25 protein-coding genes and 1 other annotated feature are annotated in these 22263 nt (G+C 47.3%); of the genes, 23 read left to right on the forward strand and 2 right to left on the reverse strand.

Annotated elements, in window-relative coordinates; translation table 11 throughout:
* Positions 1–62 precede the first annotated feature (62 nt).
* From N5C46_RS21900 to pheA, 10 genes are all read left to right on the forward strand, one after another.
* Positions 63–839 (forward strand): M23 family metallopeptidase, encoded by a 777-nt coding sequence (locus N5C46_RS21900; protein WP_261750236.1) that lies wholly within the window; start codon positions 63–65, stop codon positions 837–839.
* Positions 832–1698 (forward strand): site-2 protease family protein, encoded by an 867-nt coding sequence (locus N5C46_RS21905; protein ID WP_261750237.1) that lies wholly within the window; start codon positions 832–834, stop codon positions 1696–1698. Before N5C46_RS21900 ends, N5C46_RS21905 begins: the two co-directional genes overlap by 8 nt.
* A 99-nt stretch (positions 1699–1797) precedes the next feature.
* Positions 1798–3243 carry an Rne/Rng family ribonuclease gene (locus N5C46_RS21910; RefSeq protein WP_261750238.1) on the forward strand — a complete coding sequence of 482 codons (1446 nt, stop codon included), beginning with the start codon at positions 1798–1800 and terminating at the stop codon, positions 3241–3243.
* A 67-nt stretch (positions 3244–3310) separates the two neighbouring features.
* Positions 3311–3389: a sequence feature (ribosomal protein L21 leader region), on the forward strand.
* Positions 3390–3401: 12 nt separating this feature from the next.
* A complete protein-coding gene (rplU, locus tag N5C46_RS21915; RefSeq protein WP_034757222.1) occupies positions 3402–3710 on the forward strand; it encodes a 50S ribosomal protein L21 in 309 nt (102 codons plus the stop codon).
* Positions 3711–3721: 11 nt separating this feature from the next.
* Complete coding sequence (locus tag N5C46_RS21920) at positions 3722–4057, forward strand: ribosomal-processing cysteine protease Prp (protein WP_034757225.1); 336 nt, start codon at positions 3722–3724, stop codon at positions 4055–4057.
* 12 nt (positions 4058–4069) lie between these two features.
* Positions 4070–4360 carry a 50S ribosomal protein L27 gene (gene rpmA, locus N5C46_RS21925; RefSeq protein ID WP_034757227.1) on the forward strand — a complete coding sequence of 97 codons (291 nt, stop codon included), beginning with the start codon at positions 4070–4072 and terminating at the stop codon, positions 4358–4360.
* A gap of 176 nt (positions 4361–4536) precedes the next feature.
* Positions 4537–5067: a sporulation initiation phosphotransferase B gene (locus N5C46_RS21930; RefSeq protein WP_261750239.1), complete on the forward strand. Its 531-nt coding sequence runs from the start codon at positions 4537–4539 to the stop codon at positions 5065–5067.
* 36 nt (positions 5068–5103) lie between these two features.
* Positions 5104–6390, forward strand: coding sequence for a GTPase ObgE (gene obgE, locus N5C46_RS21935; protein ID WP_261750240.1), 1287 nt, complete (start codon positions 5104–5106; stop codon positions 6388–6390).
* 191 nt (positions 6391–6581) lie between these two features.
* On the forward strand, positions 6582–6974 hold the full coding sequence (locus N5C46_RS21940) for an ACT domain-containing protein (protein ID WP_229594185.1): 393 nt from the start codon (positions 6582–6584) through the stop codon (positions 6972–6974).
* A 52-nt stretch (positions 6975–7026) separates the two neighbouring features.
* Positions 7027–7923: a prephenate dehydratase gene (gene pheA / locus N5C46_RS21945; protein WP_261750241.1), complete on the forward strand. Its 897-nt coding sequence runs from the start codon at positions 7027–7029 to the stop codon at positions 7921–7923.
* Between the two features lie 74 nt (positions 7924–7997).
* Here pheA and N5C46_RS21950 read toward each other — a convergent pair whose 3' ends face one another.
* Positions 7998–8543, reverse strand: coding sequence for a transcription repressor NadR (locus tag N5C46_RS21950; RefSeq protein WP_261750242.1), 546 nt, complete (start codon positions 8541–8543; stop codon positions 7998–8000).
* Between the two features lie 50 nt (positions 8544–8593).
* Positions 8594–9736, reverse strand: a complete 1143-nt coding sequence (locus N5C46_RS21955; protein WP_261750243.1) for an IscS subfamily cysteine desulfurase — start codon at positions 9734–9736, stop codon at positions 8594–8596.
* A gap of 124 nt (positions 9737–9860) precedes the next feature.
* Between N5C46_RS21955 and nadB the strand changes: the two genes are divergently transcribed.
* From nadB to yajC, 13 genes are all read left to right on the forward strand, one after another.
* The gene (gene nadB, locus N5C46_RS21960; RefSeq protein WP_261750244.1) at positions 9861–11450 is read left to right on the forward strand and encodes an L-aspartate oxidase; all 1590 of its coding nucleotides are present in this window, start codon (positions 9861–9863) and stop codon (positions 11448–11450) included.
* Complete coding sequence (gene nadC, locus N5C46_RS21965; RefSeq protein WP_261750245.1) at positions 11419–12264, forward strand: carboxylating nicotinate-nucleotide diphosphorylase; 846 nt, start codon at positions 11419–11421, stop codon at positions 12262–12264. The genes nadB and nadC overlap by 32 nt, the downstream gene beginning before the upstream one ends.
* A 2-nt stretch (positions 12265–12266) precedes the next feature.
* Positions 12267–13373, forward strand: coding sequence for a quinolinate synthase NadA (gene nadA / locus N5C46_RS21970; protein WP_261750246.1), 1107 nt, complete (start codon positions 12267–12269; stop codon positions 13371–13373).
* 159 nt (positions 13374–13532) lie between these two features.
* On the forward strand, positions 13533–15068 hold the full coding sequence (safA, locus tag N5C46_RS21975) for a SafA/ExsA family spore coat assembly protein (RefSeq protein WP_261750247.1): 1536 nt from the start codon (positions 13533–13535) through the stop codon (positions 15066–15068).
* A gap of 1 nt (position 15069) precedes the next feature.
* Positions 15070–16044: an aminoglycoside phosphotransferase family protein gene (locus N5C46_RS21980; RefSeq protein WP_261750248.1), complete on the forward strand. Its 975-nt coding sequence runs from the start codon at positions 15070–15072 to the stop codon at positions 16042–16044.
* 104 nt (positions 16045–16148) lie between these two features.
* On the forward strand, positions 16149–16886 hold the full coding sequence (locus tag N5C46_RS21985) for a YhcN/YlaJ family sporulation lipoprotein (protein ID WP_034757249.1): 738 nt from the start codon (positions 16149–16151) through the stop codon (positions 16884–16886).
* Between the two features lie 158 nt (positions 16887–17044).
* Positions 17045–17593 (forward strand): intercompartmental signaling factor BofC, encoded by a 549-nt coding sequence (locus N5C46_RS21990; RefSeq protein WP_261750249.1) that lies wholly within the window; start codon positions 17045–17047, stop codon positions 17591–17593.
* A gap of 220 nt (positions 17594–17813) precedes the next feature.
* A complete protein-coding gene (gene ruvA, locus N5C46_RS21995) occupies positions 17814–18425 on the forward strand; it encodes a Holliday junction branch migration protein RuvA (RefSeq protein ID WP_034757251.1) in 612 nt (203 codons plus the stop codon).
* A 27-nt stretch (positions 18426–18452) separates the two neighbouring features.
* Positions 18453–19454 (forward strand): Holliday junction branch migration DNA helicase RuvB, encoded by a 1002-nt coding sequence (gene ruvB, locus N5C46_RS22000; protein WP_261750250.1) that lies wholly within the window; start codon positions 18453–18455, stop codon positions 19452–19454.
* On the forward strand, positions 19451–19657 hold the full coding sequence (locus tag N5C46_RS22005) for a DUF2905 domain-containing protein (protein WP_079531786.1): 207 nt from the start codon (positions 19451–19453) through the stop codon (positions 19655–19657). Before ruvB ends, N5C46_RS22005 begins: the two co-directional genes overlap by 4 nt.
* Before the next feature lie 39 nt (positions 19658–19696).
* A complete protein-coding gene (gene queA / locus N5C46_RS22010; RefSeq protein WP_261750251.1) occupies positions 19697–20722 on the forward strand; it encodes a tRNA preQ1(34) S-adenosylmethionine ribosyltransferase-isomerase QueA in 1026 nt (341 codons plus the stop codon).
* Positions 20723–20741: 19 nt separating this feature from the next.
* The gene (gene tgt, locus N5C46_RS22015; protein WP_174523047.1) at positions 20742–21908 is read left to right on the forward strand and encodes a tRNA guanosine(34) transglycosylase Tgt; all 1167 of its coding nucleotides are present in this window, start codon (positions 20742–20744) and stop codon (positions 21906–21908) included.
* 44 nt (positions 21909–21952) lie between these two features.
* Positions 21953–22225 (forward strand): preprotein translocase subunit YajC, encoded by a 273-nt coding sequence (yajC, locus tag N5C46_RS22020; protein ID WP_034757262.1) that lies wholly within the window; start codon positions 21953–21955, stop codon positions 22223–22225.
* The last annotated feature ends 38 nt before the right edge of the window (positions 22226–22263 follow it).

Raw genomic sequence — 22263 nt, forward strand, 5'->3', positions numbered from 1 at the left:
CAGGAATGGACCAAGCCAACCACTGGTTATGAAACAATACCTTATAAGAAGGAATGGTGTACATGGGGAATCGAGCGGATGAAATACGGAAGCGGATTGCGAAACGAAAAAAAATGGGAGGATCAGGCTCCGGCGATAATCCGTCATACTTTCTGCCGACGGATGAGGAGCGCTATGGAATGGAGCGTCAGACAAGCTTTGAAGGCGGTCCTCCACCGGAAGGGGTCCATCCTCTTTTTAAGAAAGAAACCTTCATGCTGAAAATACTCGGAGCGGGCATCATGGTGTTGGTGACGGCCATCATGTTCAAAAGCCCTTCTCCGGCATTCACTGACGCAAGAACCGTTGTCATGAAGACGATGGATACGGAGTTCCAATTCGCCGCCATATCCACCTGGTATGAAGATCAGTTCGGAAAACCACTTGCTTTATTGCCTGCAAGTAATTCGGGCAAAGAATCCGCGTCCGAACAAAGCGCTGAATATGCAAGGCCTGCTTCCGGGAAGGTCGTAGAGAATTTCAAGACCAATGGGCAGGGGATCATGCTTCAGACGGTCCTTGGTGAGGATGTAACGGCCATGAAGGGAGGTTTGGTTCTATTTGCTGGGAAAAAGGAGGAGCTGGGGAATACGGTGGTCATTCAACATGCGGATAAATCAGAATCGTGGTACGGCAATTTGGAATCGATTGATGTGAAGCAGTATGAATCAATCAAGAAGGGCTCCCTTGTAGGGAAGGTTTCATCCAGCAGTCAAGACGAAGCAACGGGCGAGTTTTATTTCGCGATTAAAATGGGTGATGAATTCATCGACCCGATCCAGGTGATGTCATTTGACTAATATCCTTTCACTATTGAAGAAATTTTACGTCCATCCCTTGCTGTGGCTTGTGATCGGGATTGCCATCATGACGGCCCACTTCTTTGAACTGATCCTGCTCCTCGTCATCATCACGATCCATGAACTTGGCCATGGGATCATGGCTCAATCCTTTTCTTGGAGGGTGAAAAGAATAGCCCTGTTACCCTTTGGGGGCGTCGCGGAGATGGATGAGCACGGGAACCGTTCCTTAATGGAGGAGTTCTGGGTGGTGGCAGCTGGTCCCTTACAGCACGTATGGCTCATTGCGGTTGGCTTTGGTCTCTTGGAGTTTGGAGTGATCAGTCAGGACACCTTTTCGCTTTTCTTACAATTGAATATGATGGTGCTGCTGTTTAATCTCCTCCCCATCTGGCCATTGGACGGGGGAAAGTTAGTTTCCCTGCTCCTTGCGACGAAGTTTAATTATTTGAGAGCGTATGAATACACGCTCCTCTTTTCATTTGGATTATTATTATTGTTTCATCTGATTGTACTCATAACCGCTCCCCTGCATTTGAATCTGTGGATCGTCCTGTCCTTCCTGTACTTCTCCCTATGGGTCGACTGGAAGCAAAGGAGATATGCGTTTATGAAGTTTCTATTGGAGAGGTATTACGGGAAGAGTCATCAATTTGTGCAACTGAGGCCGCTGCCGATCGAGAGTGAAGAATCCATCATAACGGTGGTGGAGAGGTTTCAGAGGGGTGTCAAGCACCCCCTCGTTGTATTCGATAAGGGGGTCGAAGTGGGGAAGCTTGATGAGAACGAACTGCTCCACGCCTTCTTTGCAGAAAAGATGACATCAGCCAAAACAAAAGATCTTCTCTACCTTTATTGACGAATGGAGTCGAACTGTATAAAGTAAGGGCATACTGGTAAAAGGGTTGGAATCAACCCTTTTTTCTTATGAGTTTTTCCGTGGAAAAGAGGTTTCGGTATGGAAGAAATGATTGTACACAGTAAGGGCAGGGAGAAACGGTGGGTACACCGTTCACATAATGAAATTATCGGTCTATATACATATCCGCCTGGAGAAGAAAGCTTAACGGGCAATATTTATCTTGGGAGGGTCATCAAGGTCCAAAAGGGACTCGGGGCGGCGTTCATCGATTTTGGTCAGGGGAAAAATGGATATCTCCATGAAAAGGACTTTCCGCAAAACGTGAAAGCGTATCATGAGGGGAGCGGTCCAACCCCGATCGGAAACCTTGTCCATGAAGGGGAAAAAGTCATCGTTCAGGTCTTAAAGGATGAGATGGGGACGAAGGGTGCCAGATTGACCGCAGTCATCGAGCTGAAGGGTGACCATCTGGTGTACATGCCAAAGGGGTACTATGTGGCGGTATCCAAAAAAGTGGATGATGAAAATCGCAAGGTGTTGAGGCGGTTAGCCCATGAGTGGAAACAAGGGGGAGAAGGCATTGTGATGCGCACCAACGCCTCAGGGGTGAAAGAGGCAGCATTACAAGAAGAGGTCATCTTCCTGCGGACGCGCTATGAGGGTCTTGAGAGGGTGTCCTTGAGGGCGAAGTGTCCGTCCCTCCTGTCCCGGCAGGAAACCTTCTATGAGGATCTCCACGAGTACTTAAAAAAAGGTGCTGGCGGGAGGATCGTCTTCGATGAGTATGACAGCCTTCTTCAAGTGGAGGAAATGAGCGGTGAGGGAATCAGGGAGAAGTGGAAATTTGAGCTTTATCAGGGCCGCGAAAATATTTTTAAACATTATGACGTTTCCTCAGCATGGGAAAACGCACTGAAAAAAATCGTGTGGCTGCCGAACGGGGCCACGCTTATCATCGAAGCAACGGAAGCGATGACGGTGGTGGACGTCAATTCCGGAAAATTCACCGGGAAAGACAATTTGGAGCAGACCATACTGGAGACGAATAAACTCGCGGCGGCAGAAATGGCGAAGCAGCTTACCATCCGGAACTTAAGCGGGATGATCCTGATCGATTTCATTGATATGAAAAAGGACAGCCACCGCCAGGAAGTGATGGATGCTCTTTCAGAAGCCCTCATTTCAGACCGGCAGCGCACAACGATCGTAGGGTTCACCAAACTCGGGATCCTGGAATTGACGAGGAAGAGGACCCGGCAGCCCCTTGCAGGGTCCTTGACCCGTCCATGCTCGGTATGTCATGGTACAGGGAGGGAAATGAGTCCGGAGACGATGGCCTTCCAGCTCGAGCGGGAGCTGTGGGAATGTGAAGGGATGGACGGCTCACGAATTGAAGTGGAAGCGACACGTGAAGTGGCGGATAGTTTTGCTGGGAAACAGGGCATCCATATCGAAAGACTCCAGAAAGTATTGAATAAAAAGATCCTGATTCAGGAAATCACTCACACCCATCCTTATTTCAGGATAACAAAGATCGTATGAATTTCTTGAATGTTATTGACAGTATATCGATTTTTGTGATAGGATTCTAATGTTATTGATTGTAGCACCCGTGCTACAACCGCTCATTACAGGTACAAAAGCTTGGAGCCATCCAACACCTGTCATTGGCGAGTCTGAGTTTATAAGGAGGTGCGATTATGTACGCAATTATCGAAACAGGTGGTAAGCAAATCCGTGTAGAAGCTGGTCAAGCAATCTACATCGAAAAGCTGAACGCAGAGCAAGGCGATACGGTAACTTTTGACAAAGTTCTATTCGTTGGTGGTGACGATGTGAAAGTAGGAAGTCCTTTAGTGGATGGAGCTACTGTAACAGCGAAAGTTGAAAAACAAGGCCGCGCGAAAAAGCTTGTAGTATTCAAATACAAAGCGAAAAAGAACTACCGTCGTAAGCAAGGTCACCGTCAACCTTACACTAAAGTTGTCATTGACGAAATCAACGCGTAAGGCGTGAGATCATGATTAACGTTTACGTAGAGCGTTCCTCCGGGAAAAGAATCCGTTCTTTCTCCATGGATGGACATGCTGATTTTGCCGAAAATGGGCAAGACATTGTCTGTGCAGGTGCTTCTGCTGTTTCATTCGGCAGTATTAATGCCATCATGGCGTTAACCGGTGTGGAACCGTCCATCGAGCAATCCTCTGATGGTGGATTCCTTCGCTGCGTCATCCCTGATGATCTTCCGGAAGAAACGGAGAGCAAGGTTCAGCTGCTGCTTGACGGCATGTTGATCAGCCTCCAGACGATTGAAAGAGACTATAGTGATTTTATTAAAATAACCTTCAAAAAGTAGGAGGTGGAACAGATGTTAAGATTAGACCTTCAGTTTTTTGCGTCCAAAAAAGGAGTAGGTTCGACTAAGAATGGTCGTGACTCTATCTCAAAGCGCCTTGGTGCTAAGCGTGCAGACGGTCAAATGGTTTCTGGTGGATCAATTCTTTACCGTCAACGCGGTACGAAAATTTATCCAGGCCTAAACGTCGGCCGTGGCGGCGACGATACACTTTTCGCTAAAACCGACGGTGTTGTTCGTTTCGAACGCATGGGTCGTGACAAGAAAAAAGTGAGCGTATACCCAGTTGCGAATGAAGCTTAATCGCATATCTTTAACGAAAACTCTAACCGACTTTCGGTTAGAGTTTTATTTTTATAAAGGTATGACGACTCTTATCCGATTTCCATTCACCATACACCAATTTCACAGAAACAATATACGCATGACGCCCATCTTTGATATACTTACAGGTAGCACTTAAGTATAGGAGTTAGATTATGAGCGAAAATTGGGGTGTAGTCGAGGCGTTAAGGCATGCCCGCCACGACTGGATGAATGATTTGCAATTAATTAAAGGGAATCTGGACCTTGGCCGTGTGGAGCGGGCGAACCAGGTCATCGAGGAAATGGTTCTCGTTGCGCAGAATGAATCAAAGCTTTCGAATGTGAAGCTGCCATTATTGGCAGAATGGATTTTAACCTATAATTGGTCAAGACATTTGATTAAGCTGGATTTTGAAGTCCTTCGACTCGAGCCTCATCGGCTTGAAGACAAAAGGCTTTACAATTGGTGCAAGGAGTTTCTGGAATTCCTTGAATCAAATGTAATGAACAATGTAGAAAATCAATTATCCATTATACTTGACATTACTAAAGAACAATCCCGTTTTATATTTGATTTCACAGGTATACTAAAGAGTACAAGCTTAGTGGAAGACTGGATCAAAAATCAACAATCAAACGGAGAAAATATAGAATTAGAACAACTTCAAGAAGAGGTTCTTGTCGTTCATGTTATCGCTGAATGATTGAAGCGATTGCAGTGATAAGTTAGGAGTGAAAGTATGTTTATAGATCAGGTCAAGGTTTATACAAAGGGCGGTGACGGCGGTAACGGTATGGTTGCCTTCCGTCGCGAGAAATATGTACCAAAAGGTGGTCCCGCCGGGGGAGATGGCGGTCACGGAGCAGATGTCATTTTCGAAGTGGACGAAGGCTTAAGGACGTTGATGGATTTCCGTTATCAACGTCATTTCAAGGCACCTCGCGGAGAGCACGGGATGAGTAAGAATCAGCATGGCCGCAATGCAGAGGATATGGTGGTCAAGGTGCCACCTGGGACTGTTGTGAAGGATGATGACACAGGTGAAACGATCGCCGACCTTGTACAGCATGGTCAACGTGCGGTGATCACGAAAGGTGGACGCGGCGGACGCGGGAATTCCCGATTTGCAACGCCTGCGAATCCTGCACCGGAGCTGTCTGAGAAGGGTGAGCCGGGTCAAGAACGTTATATCGTGATGGAATTGAAGCTTCTTGCTGATGTGGGATTGGTCGGATTCCCTAGCGTAGGGAAATCAACACTTCTTTCCGTTGTTTCAGCAGCGAAGCCTAAGATCGCCTCCTACCATTTCACGACAATCGTACCGAATCTTGGGATGGTGGAAACGGGAGACGGAAGAAGCTTCGTCATGGCCGACCTTCCAGGATTGATCGAAGGTGCCCACGAAGGCGTCGGGCTCGGACATCAATTCCTTCGCCATATTGAACGTACCCGTGTCATCGTGCACGTCATCGATATGAGCGGAATGGAAGGAAGAGATCCGTACGAGGATTACCTGACGATCAATGAAGAGCTTAAGCAATACAATCTTCGTTTGACGGAGCGTCCTCAAGTCATCGTTGCAAATAAGATGGATATGCCGGATTCAGAAGAGAATCTGAAGATTTTTAAAGAGAAGCTTCAGGAAGATTATCCTGTGTTCCCTATATCCGCGGTCACAAGACAGGGTCTCTCCGAACTGTTGTATGCCGTTGCGGATAAGGTGGAAACAACAGAAGAATTCCCGATCCATGAAGAAGAAGAAACGGGTATTCACCGCGTTCTTTATAAGCATGAAGAGGAAGAAAAAGAATTCGAAATCACTCGTGATCCTGATGGTACGTTCGTGGTTGGCGGTGCGAAAATTGAACGCTTGTTCAAGATGACGGATTTCTCACGGGAAGATTCGGCAAGACGTTTCGCCAGACAGCTTCGTTCGTATGGTGTGGATGATGCCCTTCGTGAACGTGGTGCCAAAAATGGCGATACGATCCGCTTAATTAAATATGAGTTCGAATTTGTAGATTAAGTTTCATCCTTTATCTATTCAGACGAATTGACAGGTGGTGGCTGAAATCTGCCGTCACCTGTTTTACAATAGAGAGCGAAAGCGGTTTTATTCGAACCTCTACAGCTGGACAATTGGAGGAATAGTCATTGGGGAAAAAATTTCAAGAAGGCAAGTTTTATTTGGTGCGTGAAGACGTGCTGCCGGAAGCGATGAAGAAAACCCTGGATGCAAAAGAATTGATAGAAAGAGGCAAAGCGGATTCCGTATGGGAAGCGGTCCACCGGGTCGATTTGAGCCGGAGTGCCTTTTACAAATACCGGGATACGGTCTTTCCTTTCCACACGATCGTGAAGGAGAGGATCATCACACTGTTCTTTCATTTGGAGGACCGGTCAGGGACGTTGTCTCATCTATTAAGTGAAACAGCCAAGCATGGTTGCAATATATTAACGATCCATCAGACGATCCCGCTGCAGGGAAGAGCGAATGTCACCCTCTCCTTGAATGTGACGGACCTTACGATCGGATTGGAAGACTTACTCTCAAAGCTCCGTCGTTTGGAATTTGTCGAGAAAGTGGAAGTGTTGGGTTCCGGAGCCTGACGCTTCTTTTTTTTATGGGAAAACCTTTCCCTTTGATTCCATACGTGTTAGAATGTTCAATAAATTTCAATTTCAAGTGAGCGAGAGGAAGATCAGAGTGAAGATTGCATATTTAGGACCACAGGCTTCCTTTACAGATTTAGCCGTCAAGAAGGCTTTTCCCGAAGAAGAGACGGTTTCGTATGTGACGATACCCGATTGCATCGAGGCAGTGATCGAGAATGAAGTGGATTACGCCGTTGTGCCTTTGGAGAATGCCCTGGAAGGCTCGGTACATATTACGGTGGATTATTTGTTTCATGAAGCGAACTTAGCGATTGTCGCTGAATTGACGTCCGCCATTCAGCAGCACTTAATGATTCATCCCGCGTGGAGTGACAGTGATGACCAGATCGGGAAAGTCCTTTCCCATTCCCACGCACTCGCGCAGTGTCATAAATTTTTACATAAGCAGTTTCGCGGGGTGCCGCTGGAGCAGACGACGAGTACGGCTGCCGCTGCTAAATTCGTGAGTGAGAATCCTGATTCATTCCTTGGGGCGATCGGGAACGAGCTGGCAGCAGAAAAATACGGGTTGAACATCCTGCATGAAAACATTCATGATTTTGCTTATAATCATACCAGGTTCATCGTCTTGCATAAGACACCGGATCCATTGACCCTGCCCCAGGAAAAGAGCATGGAGAAGACAACTTTGATGGTGACTCTTCCGAAAGACCGATCGGGTGCGCTTCATCAGGTATTGTCCACGTTTGCCTGGAGACAGCTGAATTTAAGTAAAATCGAATCAAGACCCTTGAAAACGGGGCTCGGTGATTATTTCTTCTTGATCGATGTGGCCCATGAAATGGATGATGTCCTTCTTCCGGGAGCCATCAGTGAAATGGAAGCCCTCGGATGCAAGGTAAAAATGATCGGGACATATTATTCTTATTTACTGGATAACTAAAGAAAAAAGGCAGATTCCTTGTGGATTCTGCCTTTTTTTTGCGGTCCTCATAATAGGATATGCCGTTGTCCGTCCTATAAATCACCCTGAATCAAGAAGCCTGCTTCATGAAGCGCATTTTCTGCTTTATCCAGGGCTTGTTCCGTTTGGGCCATCAGTGTATGTAAATGGACACCGTCGGTCAATTCTGATAGGAAGGATGCCCCGGTTTCTTCGATCTTCTTCATGAATTGCTCGACTTCCTTGCGGTTTGACACCATGATGGATGCGGTCAGATCACCATACACACCGTGTTCGATCCTGACATCCTTGACCGTGACCCCGTGATCGACAAGTAAAAGGAGTTCTTCTTCCGACCGCTGGGGGTGATGCTTGCAAGCGACCGTCCTTTCAACCATCGTATCCTGATTCGAGGCAGGCATGAACAAGTAGCCTTGACTCGTCGCGATGATGGGTTCGCCTTTGGCTTTAAGTAAGGTGATGTCACTGACGATCACCTGCCGGCTGACATTGGTCTGCTTCGCGAGCTCTCCCCCTGTAATCGGGGCTTGCTTCGTCATTAGCTTATCGAGGATCCACTGTCTTCTTTCTTCTCCCAGGATTTTTTTTCCTGCCACCATTATCTCCTCCGTCCCCAATCGATATAGGAAATCATATCACAACCGGCTCTTCAAGTTAAGGGAGAGGTCAGGGACGCATATATGTCAGACAATGCGTGGACCAATTCTGTTATGTGTTCCTCCGTTGTCTCCCTTCCGAATGATATCCGGATAAATTCCTTTCCTGCTCTTTGATTGACGCCCATACTCTGAAGGGTCTTGGGTAAGTCGTGTGAACCGGCACCGCACGCACTGCCCGTTGAGATCCCCATTCCGCGCCTGTTGCATTCAAGCATGAGCCACTGACCTTCAAGGCCATGGATGCCAAGACCGATGACATTTGGCAGCTGGGCATGTGCAGGCCCTTCATAAAGAGTGTACCGGCCGGGCAGCTGTTCTTCCAGTCCTTTTAAAAACTGAGTTCTCAACCCCATGTAATGGGATGTTGCAAAGGAACGGCAGCATAGATCAGCGGCTGTCACAAATCCCGCTATCCCCGGAAGATTCACCGTTCCTCCCCTGAAGCCGTCTTCATGGGTCAGTCCCGGTATCATGGGGGTGATGTCGAGGCTGGGATTGATATAACATGCGCCGACACCTTTGGGACCGTAAATCTTATGGGATGAAAGGGTGAAGCTGTCGACCTTGGACGTGAATTCCGTGACGTCCATTTTTCCGAATGATTGAACCATATCGCTGTGAAAGAGGATATCACGATCTTTCAGTAGATCATGGATGGCATGGAGTGGCTGGATCGTTCCAATCTCCCCATTGACGTGCCCGATGCTCACGACGGTCGTCTGTTCTGTGAGCGAATCTTTTAGAATGAGGGTATCGATCAGGCCTTCAGAAGTGAAAGGGATCTTCGTGACAGTAAAGCCCAGCCCCTGAAGGAAAGCGGCTGAGGAATGCAGGGAAGAATGCTCGCCTCCTCCGATGATGATGTGTTTCCCTTTTTTTTGCCTGCTTAGTGCCAGGGTGACGAGTGCTAAATGGTTCCCTTCCGTCCCTCCGGAAGTAAAGTGGATCCCTTTGGAGGGGACGCCGAGCAATGCAGCCAGTTTTTCTCTGCATCTTGAAAGGAGATGCTCTGCTTTCCCTCCGATATCGTGAAGAGAGCTGGGGTTGCCCCAGAATTCTTCACTAACGGTCCGAAATACGTGTAAACTCTCAGCATCTACAGGAGTCGTAGCGGCATAATCAAAATAGTTCATCATGTAACCTGCCTTTAATGGGAATTGTCTGAATATATGAGTCTTGTAAAAAACTCTTGTCATTAGTTTAAATATGTGTAAATATATGTGTCAAGACACCTGTAAACAATCAGGAGGGTTTTTGATGGAAAAAGCCGATATAATTATCGTGGGAAGTGGCATTGCCGCTTTGCAATTGGCACGGAGACTTCAAGATCATTATTATGTGATGATTATCACAAAGGATGAAATCGAAAGCGGTAACTCGTATCTCGCTCAAGGCGGGATTGCGGCACCTGTAGGACAGAAGGATTCTCTAAATGCCCATATGAAGGATACATTGGAAGCAGGATGCTATCACCAGCCTGAAGACAGTGTGAAAGAGCTCATAACAGATGGAAAGAGGATTGTGGAATCCCTGGTGCATGAAGGTGTACCTTTCGATCGGAAAGAGGATGGGAGCCTTTCTCTTGGAATGGAAGGGGCCCATAGTGAACATCGCATCCTTCATAGCGGGGGAGATCAGACAGGGAAATATATAATGAACCATTTATTGAAATCCCTTTCACGGGAAAAGGTTCGATTTGTGGAACGGGAAATGGTGTACGAAATTGTCAAAAATGACAGGGGGCACTGCTGCGGGGTGAAGACCAAGGATAAAGATGACGCCATCCGCTTTTACTATGCTCCTCATATTGTCCTTGCAACAGGGGGAATCGGTGGGTTATATCCGTCTACATCCAATCATCCGTCCGTCACGGGAGATGGCATGGCCCTTGCCTTTCTTGCAGGAGCAAGGCTTTCCGATATGGAATTCATTCAATTTCATCCGACGCTCCTTTGGTCGGAGGGGAAAACATGCGGTCTGATTTCAGAGGCGGTGAGAGGAGAGGGAGCCATACTCCTGAATGACGAGGGAAAAAGGATCATGGAGGGCATCGATCCCCTCCTGGAACTCGCGCCACGGCATATTGTGGCGGAGTGTATTTACAAGGAACGACGGAAAGGAAGAAATGTGTATCTGGATATTAGTAGAATAGAAGACTTTCAAGGGAAGTTCCCTTCTATTACCTCCCTATGTTTAAAACATCACATTTCGATCGGGGAAGGGAGGATCCCTGTTTCCCCCGGTTGTCATTTTATAATGGGAGGGATCGTCACGGATCGGGCAGGGAGGACCAATATTCCCGGACTTTATGCCATCGGGGAAGTGGCATGCAGCGGCATCCACGGTGCGAATCGCCTGGCAAGCAATTCCCTGTTGGAAGGATTGGTGTACGGAGAGCGGCTCGGTGAATATTTGAAGGGAAGTGGAGCCCTTTCCTCTGCCCATGTCCATTGCCCATTGGACCGGATTGAGGAGGGGGAGCCATTATCGATTCCTTTTCATGCACACGAATTAAAAGAAGGAATGATGAATCACGTCGGAATCATTCGGAGGGAGGAAGGCTTATCTGCTCATTTAAAGTGGTTAAAAGAACAGCCTCTTACCTTCGGTGAGCATATTGATTTTAATTCACGTGAAGAAATTCACTTGTATTTCATGTGGATCGTAAGCCTCCTTATTACAGAGTCTGCATTATTAAGGACTGAAAGCAGGGGAGGCCACATCCGGGCAGATTTCCCGAAGGAAGATAACGCTGGATGGTTGAAACGGAAAATGGTTCTACAAAAAAATGAAGGGCGATTGAGGGTGGAAGATCATGAACAAAATGAAACTAAAATCTATGCTTGAAACGTTTTACCTGGAAGATTTGGGTGATGGTGATGTATCGTCTGAAATCCTGTTCAGTAAAAGCGATGAAGGTTCCTTTTCTCTATTCATGAAAGAACAGGGTGTTTTTTGTGGAAGAGATGTGATTGAAATAGGTTTTTCTCTAATGGATCCCAAAGTGGATGTCCAGGTATTTGCTGCCGATGGGGACTGGGTGGAAGCGGGACAATTCATTGCTGAAATCCGTGGTCCGATGGGGGCTCTCCTCCAAGGGGAACGGGTGGTCCTTAATCTGATCCAGAGGATGAGCGGAATTGCAACGGCAACGTACCGGGCGGTTGAACAGGTGAAAGGCACAGGGGTCCGGCTGTGTGATACGCGGAAAACGACGCCGGGACTCCGGATGCTTGAGAAGTATGCTGTAAGGACCGGGGGCGGTTTCAACCATAGAAATGGTCTCTATGATGCTGTCATGCTAAAGGATAATCACATTTCATTCGCCGGATCGATCACCGGGGCTGTGAAGCAGGTGAAAAGGCAGATTGGGCATATGGTGAAAGTGGAAGTGGAAATTGAAACGAAGGAACAATTATTGGAAGCGATTGATGCAGGGGCTGATGTCATCATGTTCGATAACTGTACTCCGTCGACGATTAAGGAGTGGGTCCCTCTTGTGCCGCTTCATATCGTGACGGAAGCATCGGGCGGCATCACCAGGGAGAGCCTTCAAGCCTATGCGGGGTCAGGGGTTCATTATATCTCCCTAGGGTACTTGACCCATTCTGTGAAATCACTTGATATCAGTGCAAGAGTACGAATAGGAAAAGGGGTATGAACATGGGATTACTCGAGGAATTAACGAAAGAAACGAACGTCCTGCCTGAATCACTCACCAGCCTCTCGACGGAAGAGATGGAAAATAGAGTGAGGGAAATCAAGCGGCAGTTGGGAAAGAAGCTTTTCATTCCCGGGCATCATTATCAAAAAGACGAAGTGATCCAATTTGCCGACGCCGTTGGTGACTCCCTGCAGCTTGCCCAGTTGTCGGCTGAGAATAAAGAAGCAGAGTTCATTGTGTTTTGCGGGGTCCATTTCATGGCTGAAACCGCAGACATACTGACGGAGGATCATCAAGTGGTCATCTTGCCGGATATGAGGGCCGGATGTTCCATGGCGGATATGGCAGATATTTATCAGACCGAAAAGGCGTGGGGGAAGCTCATGGAGATGTTCGGTGACAGTATCATCCCCCTTACCTATGTGAATTCGACTGCAGCCATCAAAAGCTTTGTCGGAAAGAATGGGGGGGCCACGGTTACATCTTCCAATGCCCACAAAATGGTGGAATGGGCATTGGGAGAGAAACAGCGTATCCTGTTCTTGCCTGATCAGCATTTAGGACGTAATACGGCGGCTGATCTTGGTGTTTCCTTAAGTGAGATGGCCGTCTGGGATCCCATTCGAAACGAACTGATCTATGATGGTGACATGGAAGAAGTGAAAGTGATCCTATGGAAGGGTCATTGCTCGGTGCATGAAAATTTCACTGTGAAAAATATCGAGGATATCCGTGAAAATCATCCTGATATGAAAATCATCGTTCATCCTGAATGCCGCAGGGAAGTAGTGGAGAATTCCGATTTGAATGGCAGTACAAAATACATTATAGAAATGATTGAAGGATCACCTTCCGGATCTGCCTTTGCTATCGGGACTGAGATGAATCTTGTGAAGCGGCTGATCAAAGACCATCCGGATAAACAGATCGTTTCCCTGAATCCATATATGTGCCCCTGCTTGACGATGAACAGGATCGATTTACCACATCTCCTTTGGTCATTGGAAAAAATAATGGAACAAAATCCTGAAAATATCATCAAGGTGGATGCGGATGTCTCGAAGAATGCGATCTTCGCTTTAGAGCGCATGCTGGCACGTGCTTGATGAATCTCTATAAAAAAATGAACAAGCTGAAATATACCGTCCCTCTCTTAGGATACGGTATATTTTTTTTTCATATCTCATAAGTTTTTATGTAGATGAATAGCAATTTGCCTATCTTGTCATAGGATATATAGACTTATGCCTGAGGAGGGAAAAAGAGTGAAAATCCATATCGTTCAAAAAGGGGATACTCTTTGGAAGATCGCCAAGAAGTATGGCGTGAATTTCGAAGAATTAAAACAGATGAATGCCCAGCTTTCAAATCCCGATATGATCATGCCCGGCATGAAGATAAAAGTGCCGACTACAGGCGGAACCGTAAAGAAAGAGACACAAATCAAATACGGATCCAAAGAGATGCCAATGAAGGAGATGCCTAAAGCAGAGCATCCATTCAAAGAGCAGAAGCCTATGGCCATGCCGGTCGAAGAACCAAAGAAAGAAATGCCGAAAGAAGTACAAAAGCCTTTTGCACCAAAAATGCCGAAACCAGTCGTACCGGAAATCGATATTAACAACTATTACATGATGAATATGGCAAACATGCAAGTACAGCAGCCGAAGCAACAGGCTAAACCAATGCCAAAACCTAAATCACCGCCTAAACCTACCAACGTACTCCCTAAAGCAAAAGAACAGCCAAAGCCGATGCCAAAACCAAAGCAGGAAGCCGTAAAAGGTGTTCAAGAAGAGGAAAGCTTACAAATGCCATCACAACCACAAGGAGGGAACACCCAGCCTATGTATTATAACCCGAATAATTGCGTACCTGTATCCCCGGTCATGCCAGGATCAGGATTCTGTCCGCCACATGGAATGCATCCAGGAGCAGGTTATGGGATGCCGATGGGGCAAGGAATGCCAATGGGTCAAGGGATGCCTATGGGACCTGGCAGTCAGGTTCAAGGAGCTCAATCTATGCCAGGAATGCAGAACATGCCGATGATGCCGCAAATGGGGTATGATGAAGAGTCGTCCTCTGTAATGCCGTATATGCCACAAGGACAAATGCCGATGCAGCAGCCAATGCAGATGCCGATGCATATGCAGCAACCGATGCAAATGCCGATGCAGCAGCCGATGGGTCAGCCGTCTGGAGTAATGGGTGCATCAGAAGAGAACTACCCTTCTGTTCAAATGCCGCAGCAACAGGCTCCGTATATGCCGTATCCACAGAACTGCTATCCTGTCTCCCCAGTCATGCCGGGACCGGGATTCCAAGGCGGCATGCCGGGCGGGTATCCGATGGGACCTGGAGGCCAGGTACAGGGAGCGATGGCGGAAGAGTCGCCTTCCATGGGCGGATATCAAATGCCGATGGGCCAACCGTCCAATGTGATGGGAGCACAGTATCAAACGCCTATGGGTCAGCCATCCAATGTGATGGGAGCAAGTGACCAGTGGGATTGCGGATGTGGTGGACCGCAATCAGGTCAAATGATGCATCAACCGATGATGCCGCAGCAGATGCCTCAAGGAATGCAACAGCCATACGGCTACGGTCCAGGAATGATGGGGCAGGGAATGCCTGGTCAAGGAATGCCGATGGGCCCTCAAGGTCAGGGAATGGGAATGGGCCCTCAGGGGATGCCAATGGGACCTCAAGGCCAGGGTATGCAAATGGGATCACCGGGAATGTTTGGTCCAAGAGCATTCAGCATGCCGAATTTCAACGACGATGATTTTGAGGGATAAGATGCATGCACGAGGGGACGATTATTCACATCGTCTCCTTTCTTTTTTGCAATATAAATTAAAGGATCCCGGGGCATCACTGAAAACGATCAAAGAAGGGAAATGGGTGCTGAAAAGCCATGGGAGTAAATGGTTCGTCAAGAGATTTCCCAATCAATTGAAGTTCCTCCTGCAGGAACGGCTGATTTCAACCCTGTTAAGGGAAAAGTTCTATCATGTCCTGCCGTTTCATCCCATTCATGAACGGGAGCTTTTATTATTTGAAGGATCCCCCATCGGTATTACGATGTGGCTGGACACGTCAAAGGCCATTCATTACGACCAGGCGGTTGACAGGGATGATGCACTGCACGTATTGAAAAAGTTTCATGCCGTTTCAAAGACGATCCATGGTTCATGGACAGAAGAGATTCCTCACTATCACTGGCTGAAGAAATGGAAAAAACGGATGATGCAGTTTCAATATAATCTCCCCTATTTGCAGGCATTCATTCAGCCATATTACTTATATACGTATTTAGAGTGGGGGAAATGGGCACTCAAAGAATTGAAATCGGTCGGCATCCATGAACATGGGGACTGCATCACCCATGGAGATGTGGCGCATCATAATTTCTTACGGGGAAAGAACGGGGTTGTCTATTTGATCGACTTTGATCTTATGTCACTCTCCACGGAAATAACGGACGACCTGCAGTACTGCAATCGGATCTTGCCTTATTTAAATTGGTCCCTCCGTGATATCAAAGAAATGGAACACTTCCATACTTATCGCGATCATCTTATCTTTCACATCGGATTGATGTATCCATCCGATGTATTCAGGGAGTGGAACCGATTCATCAGGGAAGATCAATCGTACAAACAACGTGTATGGGGTTATTTAACGAACTTGACGATCCAGCAATTCTCCCAGCGGATGCAATTTAATCAAGAGCTGCATGGAGAAGTGAAAAGGATCAATACCCAATTGTAGGGGATGTCTCCAAACATTGACCCGAATGAAAGAGAATCTCCTTTCACAACCTAATGGTGAGCAGAAAAAATGCTCAAGTATTGGGTTGAAGGGGGAAACGTAACTTGAATAAACGATTATTCATGGTACCATTAACAGCCGTCATGACCCTGGGTCTTGCTGCTTGTAACAGTGGAGAAGAAAAAGCCCAAGACCGTTATTCCGACTCCTACGAGCCACTCGGCTTCTACTCCAACGAGGGACATGGCGGGGACAACCGGGATGAGAGGGACGGACCTCTGACTGAAATGTATGATCACTCTGCCGGAAAAGAAGGGCAGGATATCCGTCAAAAGAAACGCCAGTTCCTTCAGGTGAGGGACGAGAATGGAAATCCGAAGAACCCATCCCGGCCGCTTGCCGATTATGACAAGAACTTCTTGGCAAGGGATGCCCGTGCAAGCCATGGGGATGCGAATTATCACGGTCATCTTGATGATAATACCCGATCTGCAAGAAGATCCTATTATACAGCTTACGAAGGGGATCTGGCCGAGAAGATAGGCGATGTGACGGGGAAGGTGGAGAACGTCAGTGACGTTCGTGCCGTCGCCTATGGTTCGGACGTCCTCATAGCCATTGAGCTTGATGACCATAGTAAGATCGAGGAAACGAAAGCACGTGTTAAAGAAGCCGTGCAGCCTTATCTGAACGGGAGAAGTGTTTCAGTGGTGACGGATGAGGGAACCTTCAGCCGGGTAAGGAACATCGATAATGACTTACGCGACGGCGGCCCAAGGGACGCTCTCAACTTCGACATGCATGATATGTTCCGGTCTGTGAAGGACCGCATCAACCGATAAACAAGGATGGACTACTTAAAGAGTGAACGCTCTTGGGTAGTCTTTTTTTGCGGGTGAGGTCCGTCCCTAAAAAGTTTCGGGCAGGTTGGATATTCTTAACAGGCTTTGGTAAGACTAGTGGATAGAGCGTTACATAAATCAAGTTCGAGGTGATCACGATGACGATGAAGGTTCGAATCGTGTTTATGGTGCTGTTGTTAATCGGTGCGTTTTATTTCACGTTTTTTTATACAGAGGAAAAACAGGCTGCAGACGGCAGTTCCCTGGAGATGCTGAACGAAACCCCTGCTGAGGTTGCGTCCGCCCATACGGTCACGGTTATATTGGAACGCGTGTATCTGGACGGGGAAGTGAGCGAGGAAATCGTGCAGGAAACGATTTGGAGCATGGAAGACTTCTGGGCTGCGTATGAAGACTGGCAGCTGATGGATATGACGGAAGAACAAATCGTGTTCCAGAAGAAGATGGATGATATCTCACCTCTTCTAAAGACCAATGGCTACTTCGGTATATCGGATAAAGGTGTACTGTCCATCTTTAACGGCAGACCCGGACAGGCGGAAATCATTCAATCCTTCTTCCAGATCGATGTAGGGAAGCTTGAAAGTAAGCGTCATGATGACCTCGTCAAAGGCATCCCCATTAAGTCGAAGCAGGAGTATGAAGAGGTACTCGAACAATACAAACCCTATTCCGTCCCTAAATAACAGCAAAGAACCAGTGCATATGCCACTGGTTTTTTATTTTATCGTTCCCTCTGCCCATTCCCCCCATTCTTTGATAAAATAAGAACAGGTGTTTCTCTTCCATCTCCCTTTCCCATCCCATCAAATAGTGATATGATACAATAGATTTTATATGTCTTTTTGATCAGGAATGTGAGACGGAAGAATAAACAGGAAGTTGTACCAATGGGGAGAGAATGAAATGTATGAATATATAAAAGGGACAGTCAGTCAAGTGGGTCCCGAGTATGTTGTGGTGGAGAATAATGGGATCGGGTATCAGTTGTATACGGCGAATCCATTTGTGTATTCAAAATATCAAAATCAAGAGATTCAGATTTTTACATATCAGCATGTTAGGGAAGATCTTATCGCCCTTTACGGGTTTCTTGCCATCGAAGAGAAGCTCCTCTTTATGAAACTATTAAATGTATCGGGGATCGGGCCGAAGGGAGCCCTGGCGATTTTGGCTTCAGGGGCCCCGCAGCAGGTGATCACCGCCATCGAGGAAGAGAATGAAAGTTTCCTGACGAAGTTCCCAGGTGTAGGGAAGAAGACGGCCCGTCAGATGATACTCGATTTAAAAGGGAAGCTGCAGGATGTTGTGCCTGATTATTTCCCAAGCCTGTTCTCGGATCATGAGGAAGCGGAAGTATCCCATGGAAAGGACGAGGCATTCGATGAAGCCATCCTTGCCCTTAAAGCCCTGGGCTACTCTGAACGCGAAATCAAGAAAATTACCCCTAAACTGAAAGGGGAAGGGCATTCATCAGACGAAATCATCCGAAAAGCCCTTCAACTTCTCTTGAAATAAGGACTGCTATGAAAGGAGGAAGTCTAAATGGAAGACAGAATCGTATCAGGAGAATCGGAATTAAATGAAGATTCCTTTGAATATTCCTTGCGTCCTCAGACAATAAAACAATATATCGGGCAAGATAAGGTCAAGCATAATCTTGAGGTTTTCATCGAAGCGGCAAAGATGCGACAGGAGACCCTGGACCATGTTCTCCTATACGGGCCGCCGGGATTAGGGAAAACGACCCTGGCTGCCGTCATCGCCAATGAGATGGGTGTGAACATGCGCACCACTTCAGGACCGGCAATCGAGAGACCGGGGGACCTTGCTGCCGTCCTTACGGCACTCGAGCCGGGTGATGTGTTGTTCATCGATGAAATCCACCGGCTGCCCCGGGCGATCGAAGAGGTCCTTTATCCGGCAATGGAAGATTTCTGTTTGGATATAGTCATCGGGAATGGTCCCAGTGCACGGTCTGTCCGTTTGGATCTTCCACCTTTTACCCTGGTGGGGGCGACGACCCGTGCCGGTGCCTTATCGGCTCCCCTTCGAGATCGATTTGGTGTTTTATGCCGGTTGGAATATTATAATGAAGAACAGTTGAATGAAATTGTTCAGCGGACAGCGGCGATTTTGAACACAAAGATCGAAGCGACGGCTTCTGAAGAGTTGGCGCGGAGATCAAGAGGGACTCCGCGGATTGCCAATCGGCTGCTCAGGAGGGTAAGGGATTTCGCCCAGGTGAAGGGGAATGGGGATATCACCACCACCCTGTCACGGGAAGCCCTTGAACTTCTCCAGGTCGATAAACTCGGTCTCGATCATATTGACCATAAGCTTCTTAAAGGAATCATCGAGCGCTTCAGGGGAGGACCCGTTGGACTTGATACGATCGCCGCAAGCATCGGGGAGGAGTCCCATACGATTGAAGATGTGTACGAACCGTACCTTTTGCAGATTGGATTCATCCAGCGTACGCCGAGAGGGAGGATCGTCACTCATCTTGTGTATGACCATTTCCAATTGGAGGTGCCGGATAATTGACAGGGCTGCCTAAATTAGTCATGATCATCGGCGCGATCATCCTAGTGATCGGCTTCCTTATGCAATTCATCAAAATAGGGAAGCTGCCGGGTGACATCATCATCAAAAAAGAAAATGCGACATTTTATTTTCCACTTATGACTTCTATTCTGATAAGTGTTATACTTTCCGTTGTCTTTTATTTCATCGGGAGATTCAAATAGGGTTCATGAGTGAGATTTACATAAGCCAGGTGACGAACAGTGAAAGTAGAAGATTTTGATTTTCATTTACCAGAAGAATTGATTGCCCAGACTCCTCTTGAGAATCGTTCCGAGAGCAGACTGATGGTATTGGATAAAGAAGATGGTTCCATGGAGCATATCCGTTTTAAACAGATCACCGAGTACCTCCAGGAAGGGGATTGTCTCGTCCTGAATGATACAAGGGTTCTGCCGGCACGTCTTTTTGGGCAAAAAGAAGATACAGGTGCCAATATTGAAGTGCTCCTTCTGAAACAGGAGGATGGTGACAAGTGGGAGACCCTTGTGAAGCCGGCAAAACGGATCCGTGTCGGAACGGAGATCGTTTTCGGTGATGGAAAATTAAGGGCAACCTGTGTGGACTTGAAGGATCACGGTGGAAGGATCCTTGAATTCCGATATGAGGGGATCTTTTACGAAGTATTGGAAGAGTTGGGTGAAATGCCGCTGCCGCCGTACATCCGTGAACGATTGGAAGAACAGGACCGCTACCAGACGGTGTTTGCAAGGGAAAGGGGCTCAGCGGCTGCGCCGACTGCAGGTCTCCACTTTACGGAAGAACTGTTGGAAGAGCTGAAAGAAAAAGGTGTACACATCGCTTTCATTACCCTTCATGTGGGACTCGGAACGTTCAGGCCGGTTTCCGTCGAGACCATTGAAGACCATGATATGCATGCCGAATTCTATCAGGTATCGGAAGGGACCGCCCGCCTCTTGAATGAGGTAAGGGCAAATGGAGGCAAGATCATAACGGTGGGAACTACCTCCACCCGCACACTTGAAACCATTGCATCCAAGCATGGAACGTTTGTTGAAGAAAATGGATGGACGAATATTTTCATTTATCCTGGCTATGAGTTTAAAGGGATTGATGGGCTGATCACCAACTTCCACTTACCGAAGTCGACCCTGATCATGCTGGTCAGCGCCTTTGCGGGTCAGGACAACGTGATGCATGCCTATGAAACCGCCGTTAAAGAGAAGTACCGCTTCTTCAGCTTTGGAGATGCGATGTTGATTAAATGATGACCAATTGTAAAACCCAATGGAAATTGGAAGGAGAATTCCCAAGTTGACAGCAATAACATATGAACACATTAAAACATGTAAACAAACCGGTGCCAGACTGGGCCGCGTCCATACGCCACACGGTTCATTCGAAACGCCTGCATTCATGCCGGTGGGCACCATGGCAACGGTAAAAACGATGTCCCCAGAGGATCTGAAATCCATGGAATCCGGCATCATCCTAAGTAATACGTATCATCTATGGTTACGTCCAGGTCATGAGATCATAAGGGAAGCTGGCGGCCTTCATAAATTCATGAACTGGGATCGCGCCATCCTGACCGATTCAGGCGGCTTCCAAGTGTTCAGCTTGAGTAAGCTTCGCCAAATTGAAGAAGAAGGAGTCCATTTCCGTCATCACTTGAACGGGGATAAACTTTTCCTAAGCCCGGAGAAAGCGATGGAGATTCAGAATGCCCTCGGCTCTGATATCATGATGGCCTTTGATGAATGTCCACCGTATCCTGCGGAATATGAGTATATGAAGAGTTCAGTGGAACGTACCACGCGTTGGGCAGAGCGATGCCTGGAAGCTCATCAGCGACCGCAGGATCAAGGATTATTCGGTATCGTCCAAGGTGGGGAATACGAAGAGCTTCGTAAGCAAAGTGCCCGTGACCTTGTATCCATGGATTTCCCTGGATACGCCGTCGGTGGACTTTCTGTCGGGGAGCCTAAGGACGTCATGAATCGTGTGCTTGATTTCACAACGCCGCATCTTCCGACGGATAAGCCCCGTTACCTGATGGGCGTCGGATCTCCGGATTCACTGATCGATGGTTCGATTCGCGGAATCGATATGTTCGATTGTGTCCTTCCGACCCGTATCGCCCGTAACGGAACGCTTATGACAAGTGAAGGCCGTCTGGTCGTGAAAAACGCAAAATACGCAAGGGATTTCAGACCGATCGATGAGAATTGCGACTGCTATACGTGTAAAAATTATAGCCGTGCCTATATCCGTCATTTGATTAAATGTGACGAAACGTTCGGAATTCGCCTTACGACTTATCATAATCTTCATTTTCTGTTAAAATTGATGGAGCAAGTCAGACAAGCGATTCGTGAAGATCGTCTAGGAGACTTTAGGGAAGAATTTTTCGAGCAGTACGGCTTCAACCGTCCTGATGCGAAAAACTTCTAAAAGCCATAACAATATAGAATGTACTTGAAAGGAGGGGAAAAAGAATGGGAGGAAGTTTAGGAACAATACTACCTTTAATATTAATGTTCGTTCTGTTTTACTTTTTACTGATCCGTCCTCAGCAAAAGCGTCAAAAAGCGATCTCAAAAATGCAAAATGAGCTTGCGAAGGGTGATAGAATCATCACGATTGGCGGTTTACACGGATCGATCGATGCCATCGAAGAAGGTAAAGTAGTCATCCTGTGTGGTGACGGAAGCCGTCTTACATATGATCGTAATGCGATCAGGGAAGTCATCAGAGCCGAGCAGGTATAATAAAAAAGGGTTTCTCTCCATGTGCCAAGGCACGTGGA

Source organism: Rossellomorea vietnamensis (genome assembly GCF_025398035.1).
Classification (GTDB): domain Bacteria; phylum Bacillota; class Bacilli; order Bacillales; family Bacillaceae_B; genus Rossellomorea; species Rossellomorea vietnamensis_B.

What these genes read in the sequence shown, in the direction of transcription:
- N5C46_RS21950 (WP_261750242.1), bottom strand. Translation starts at nt 8,543, where the DNA reads ATGGTGGCAGGAAAAAAAATCCTGGGAGAAGAAAGAAGACAGTGGATC.
- rplU (WP_034757222.1), top strand. Translation starts at nt 3,402, where the DNA reads ATGTACGCAATTATCGAAACAGGTGGTAAGCAAATCCGTGTAGAAGCT.
- nadC (WP_261750245.1), top strand. Translation starts at nt 11,419, where the DNA reads ATGAACAAAATGAAACTAAAATCTATGCTTGAAACGTTTTACCTGGAA.
- nadA (WP_261750246.1), top strand. Translation starts at nt 12,267, where the DNA reads ATGGGATTACTCGAGGAATTAACGAAAGAAACGAACGTCCTGCCTGAA.
- obgE (WP_261750240.1), top strand. Translation starts at nt 5,104, where the DNA reads ATGTTTATAGATCAGGTCAAGGTTTATACAAAGGGCGGTGACGGCGGT.
- ruvA (WP_034757251.1), top strand. Translation starts at nt 17,814, where the DNA reads ATGTATGAATATATAAAAGGGACAGTCAGTCAAGTGGGTCCCGAGTAT.
- N5C46_RS21980 (WP_261750248.1), top strand. Translation starts at nt 15,070, where the DNA reads ATGCATGCACGAGGGGACGATTATTCACATCGTCTCCTTTCTTTTTTG.
- N5C46_RS21910 (WP_261750238.1), top strand. Translation starts at nt 1,798, where the DNA reads ATGGAAGAAATGATTGTACACAGTAAGGGCAGGGAGAAACGGTGGGTA.
- N5C46_RS21990 (WP_261750249.1), top strand. Translation starts at nt 17,045, where the DNA reads ATGACGATGAAGGTTCGAATCGTGTTTATGGTGCTGTTGTTAATCGGT.
- N5C46_RS21940 (WP_229594185.1), top strand. Translation starts at nt 6,582, where the DNA reads ATGAAGAAAACCCTGGATGCAAAAGAATTGATAGAAAGAGGCAAAGCG.
- nadB (WP_261750244.1), top strand. Translation starts at nt 9,861, where the DNA reads ATGGAAAAAGCCGATATAATTATCGTGGGAAGTGGCATTGCCGCTTTG.
- yajC (WP_034757262.1), top strand. Translation starts at nt 21,953, where the DNA reads ATGGGAGGAAGTTTAGGAACAATACTACCTTTAATATTAATGTTCGTT.
- N5C46_RS21900 (WP_261750236.1), top strand. Translation starts at nt 63, where the DNA reads ATGGGGAATCGAGCGGATGAAATACGGAAGCGGATTGCGAAACGAAAA.
- N5C46_RS21920 (WP_034757225.1), top strand. Translation starts at nt 3,722, where the DNA reads ATGATTAACGTTTACGTAGAGCGTTCCTCCGGGAAAAGAATCCGTTCT.
- rpmA (WP_034757227.1), top strand. Translation starts at nt 4,070, where the DNA reads ATGTTAAGATTAGACCTTCAGTTTTTTGCGTCCAAAAAAGGAGTAGGT.
- pheA (WP_261750241.1), top strand. Translation starts at nt 7,027, where the DNA reads ATGTTCAATAAATTTCAATTTCAAGTGAGCGAGAGGAAGATCAGAGTG.
- N5C46_RS21955 (WP_261750243.1), bottom strand. Translation starts at nt 9,736, where the DNA reads ATGAACTATTTTGATTATGCCGCTACGACTCCTGTAGATGCTGAGAGT.
- N5C46_RS21930 (WP_261750239.1), top strand. Translation starts at nt 4,537, where the DNA reads ATGAGCGAAAATTGGGGTGTAGTCGAGGCGTTAAGGCATGCCCGCCAC.
- tgt (WP_174523047.1), top strand. Translation starts at nt 20,742, where the DNA reads ATGGAAATTGGAAGGAGAATTCCCAAGTTGACAGCAATAACATATGAA.
- ruvB (WP_261750250.1), top strand. Translation starts at nt 18,453, where the DNA reads ATGGAAGACAGAATCGTATCAGGAGAATCGGAATTAAATGAAGATTCC.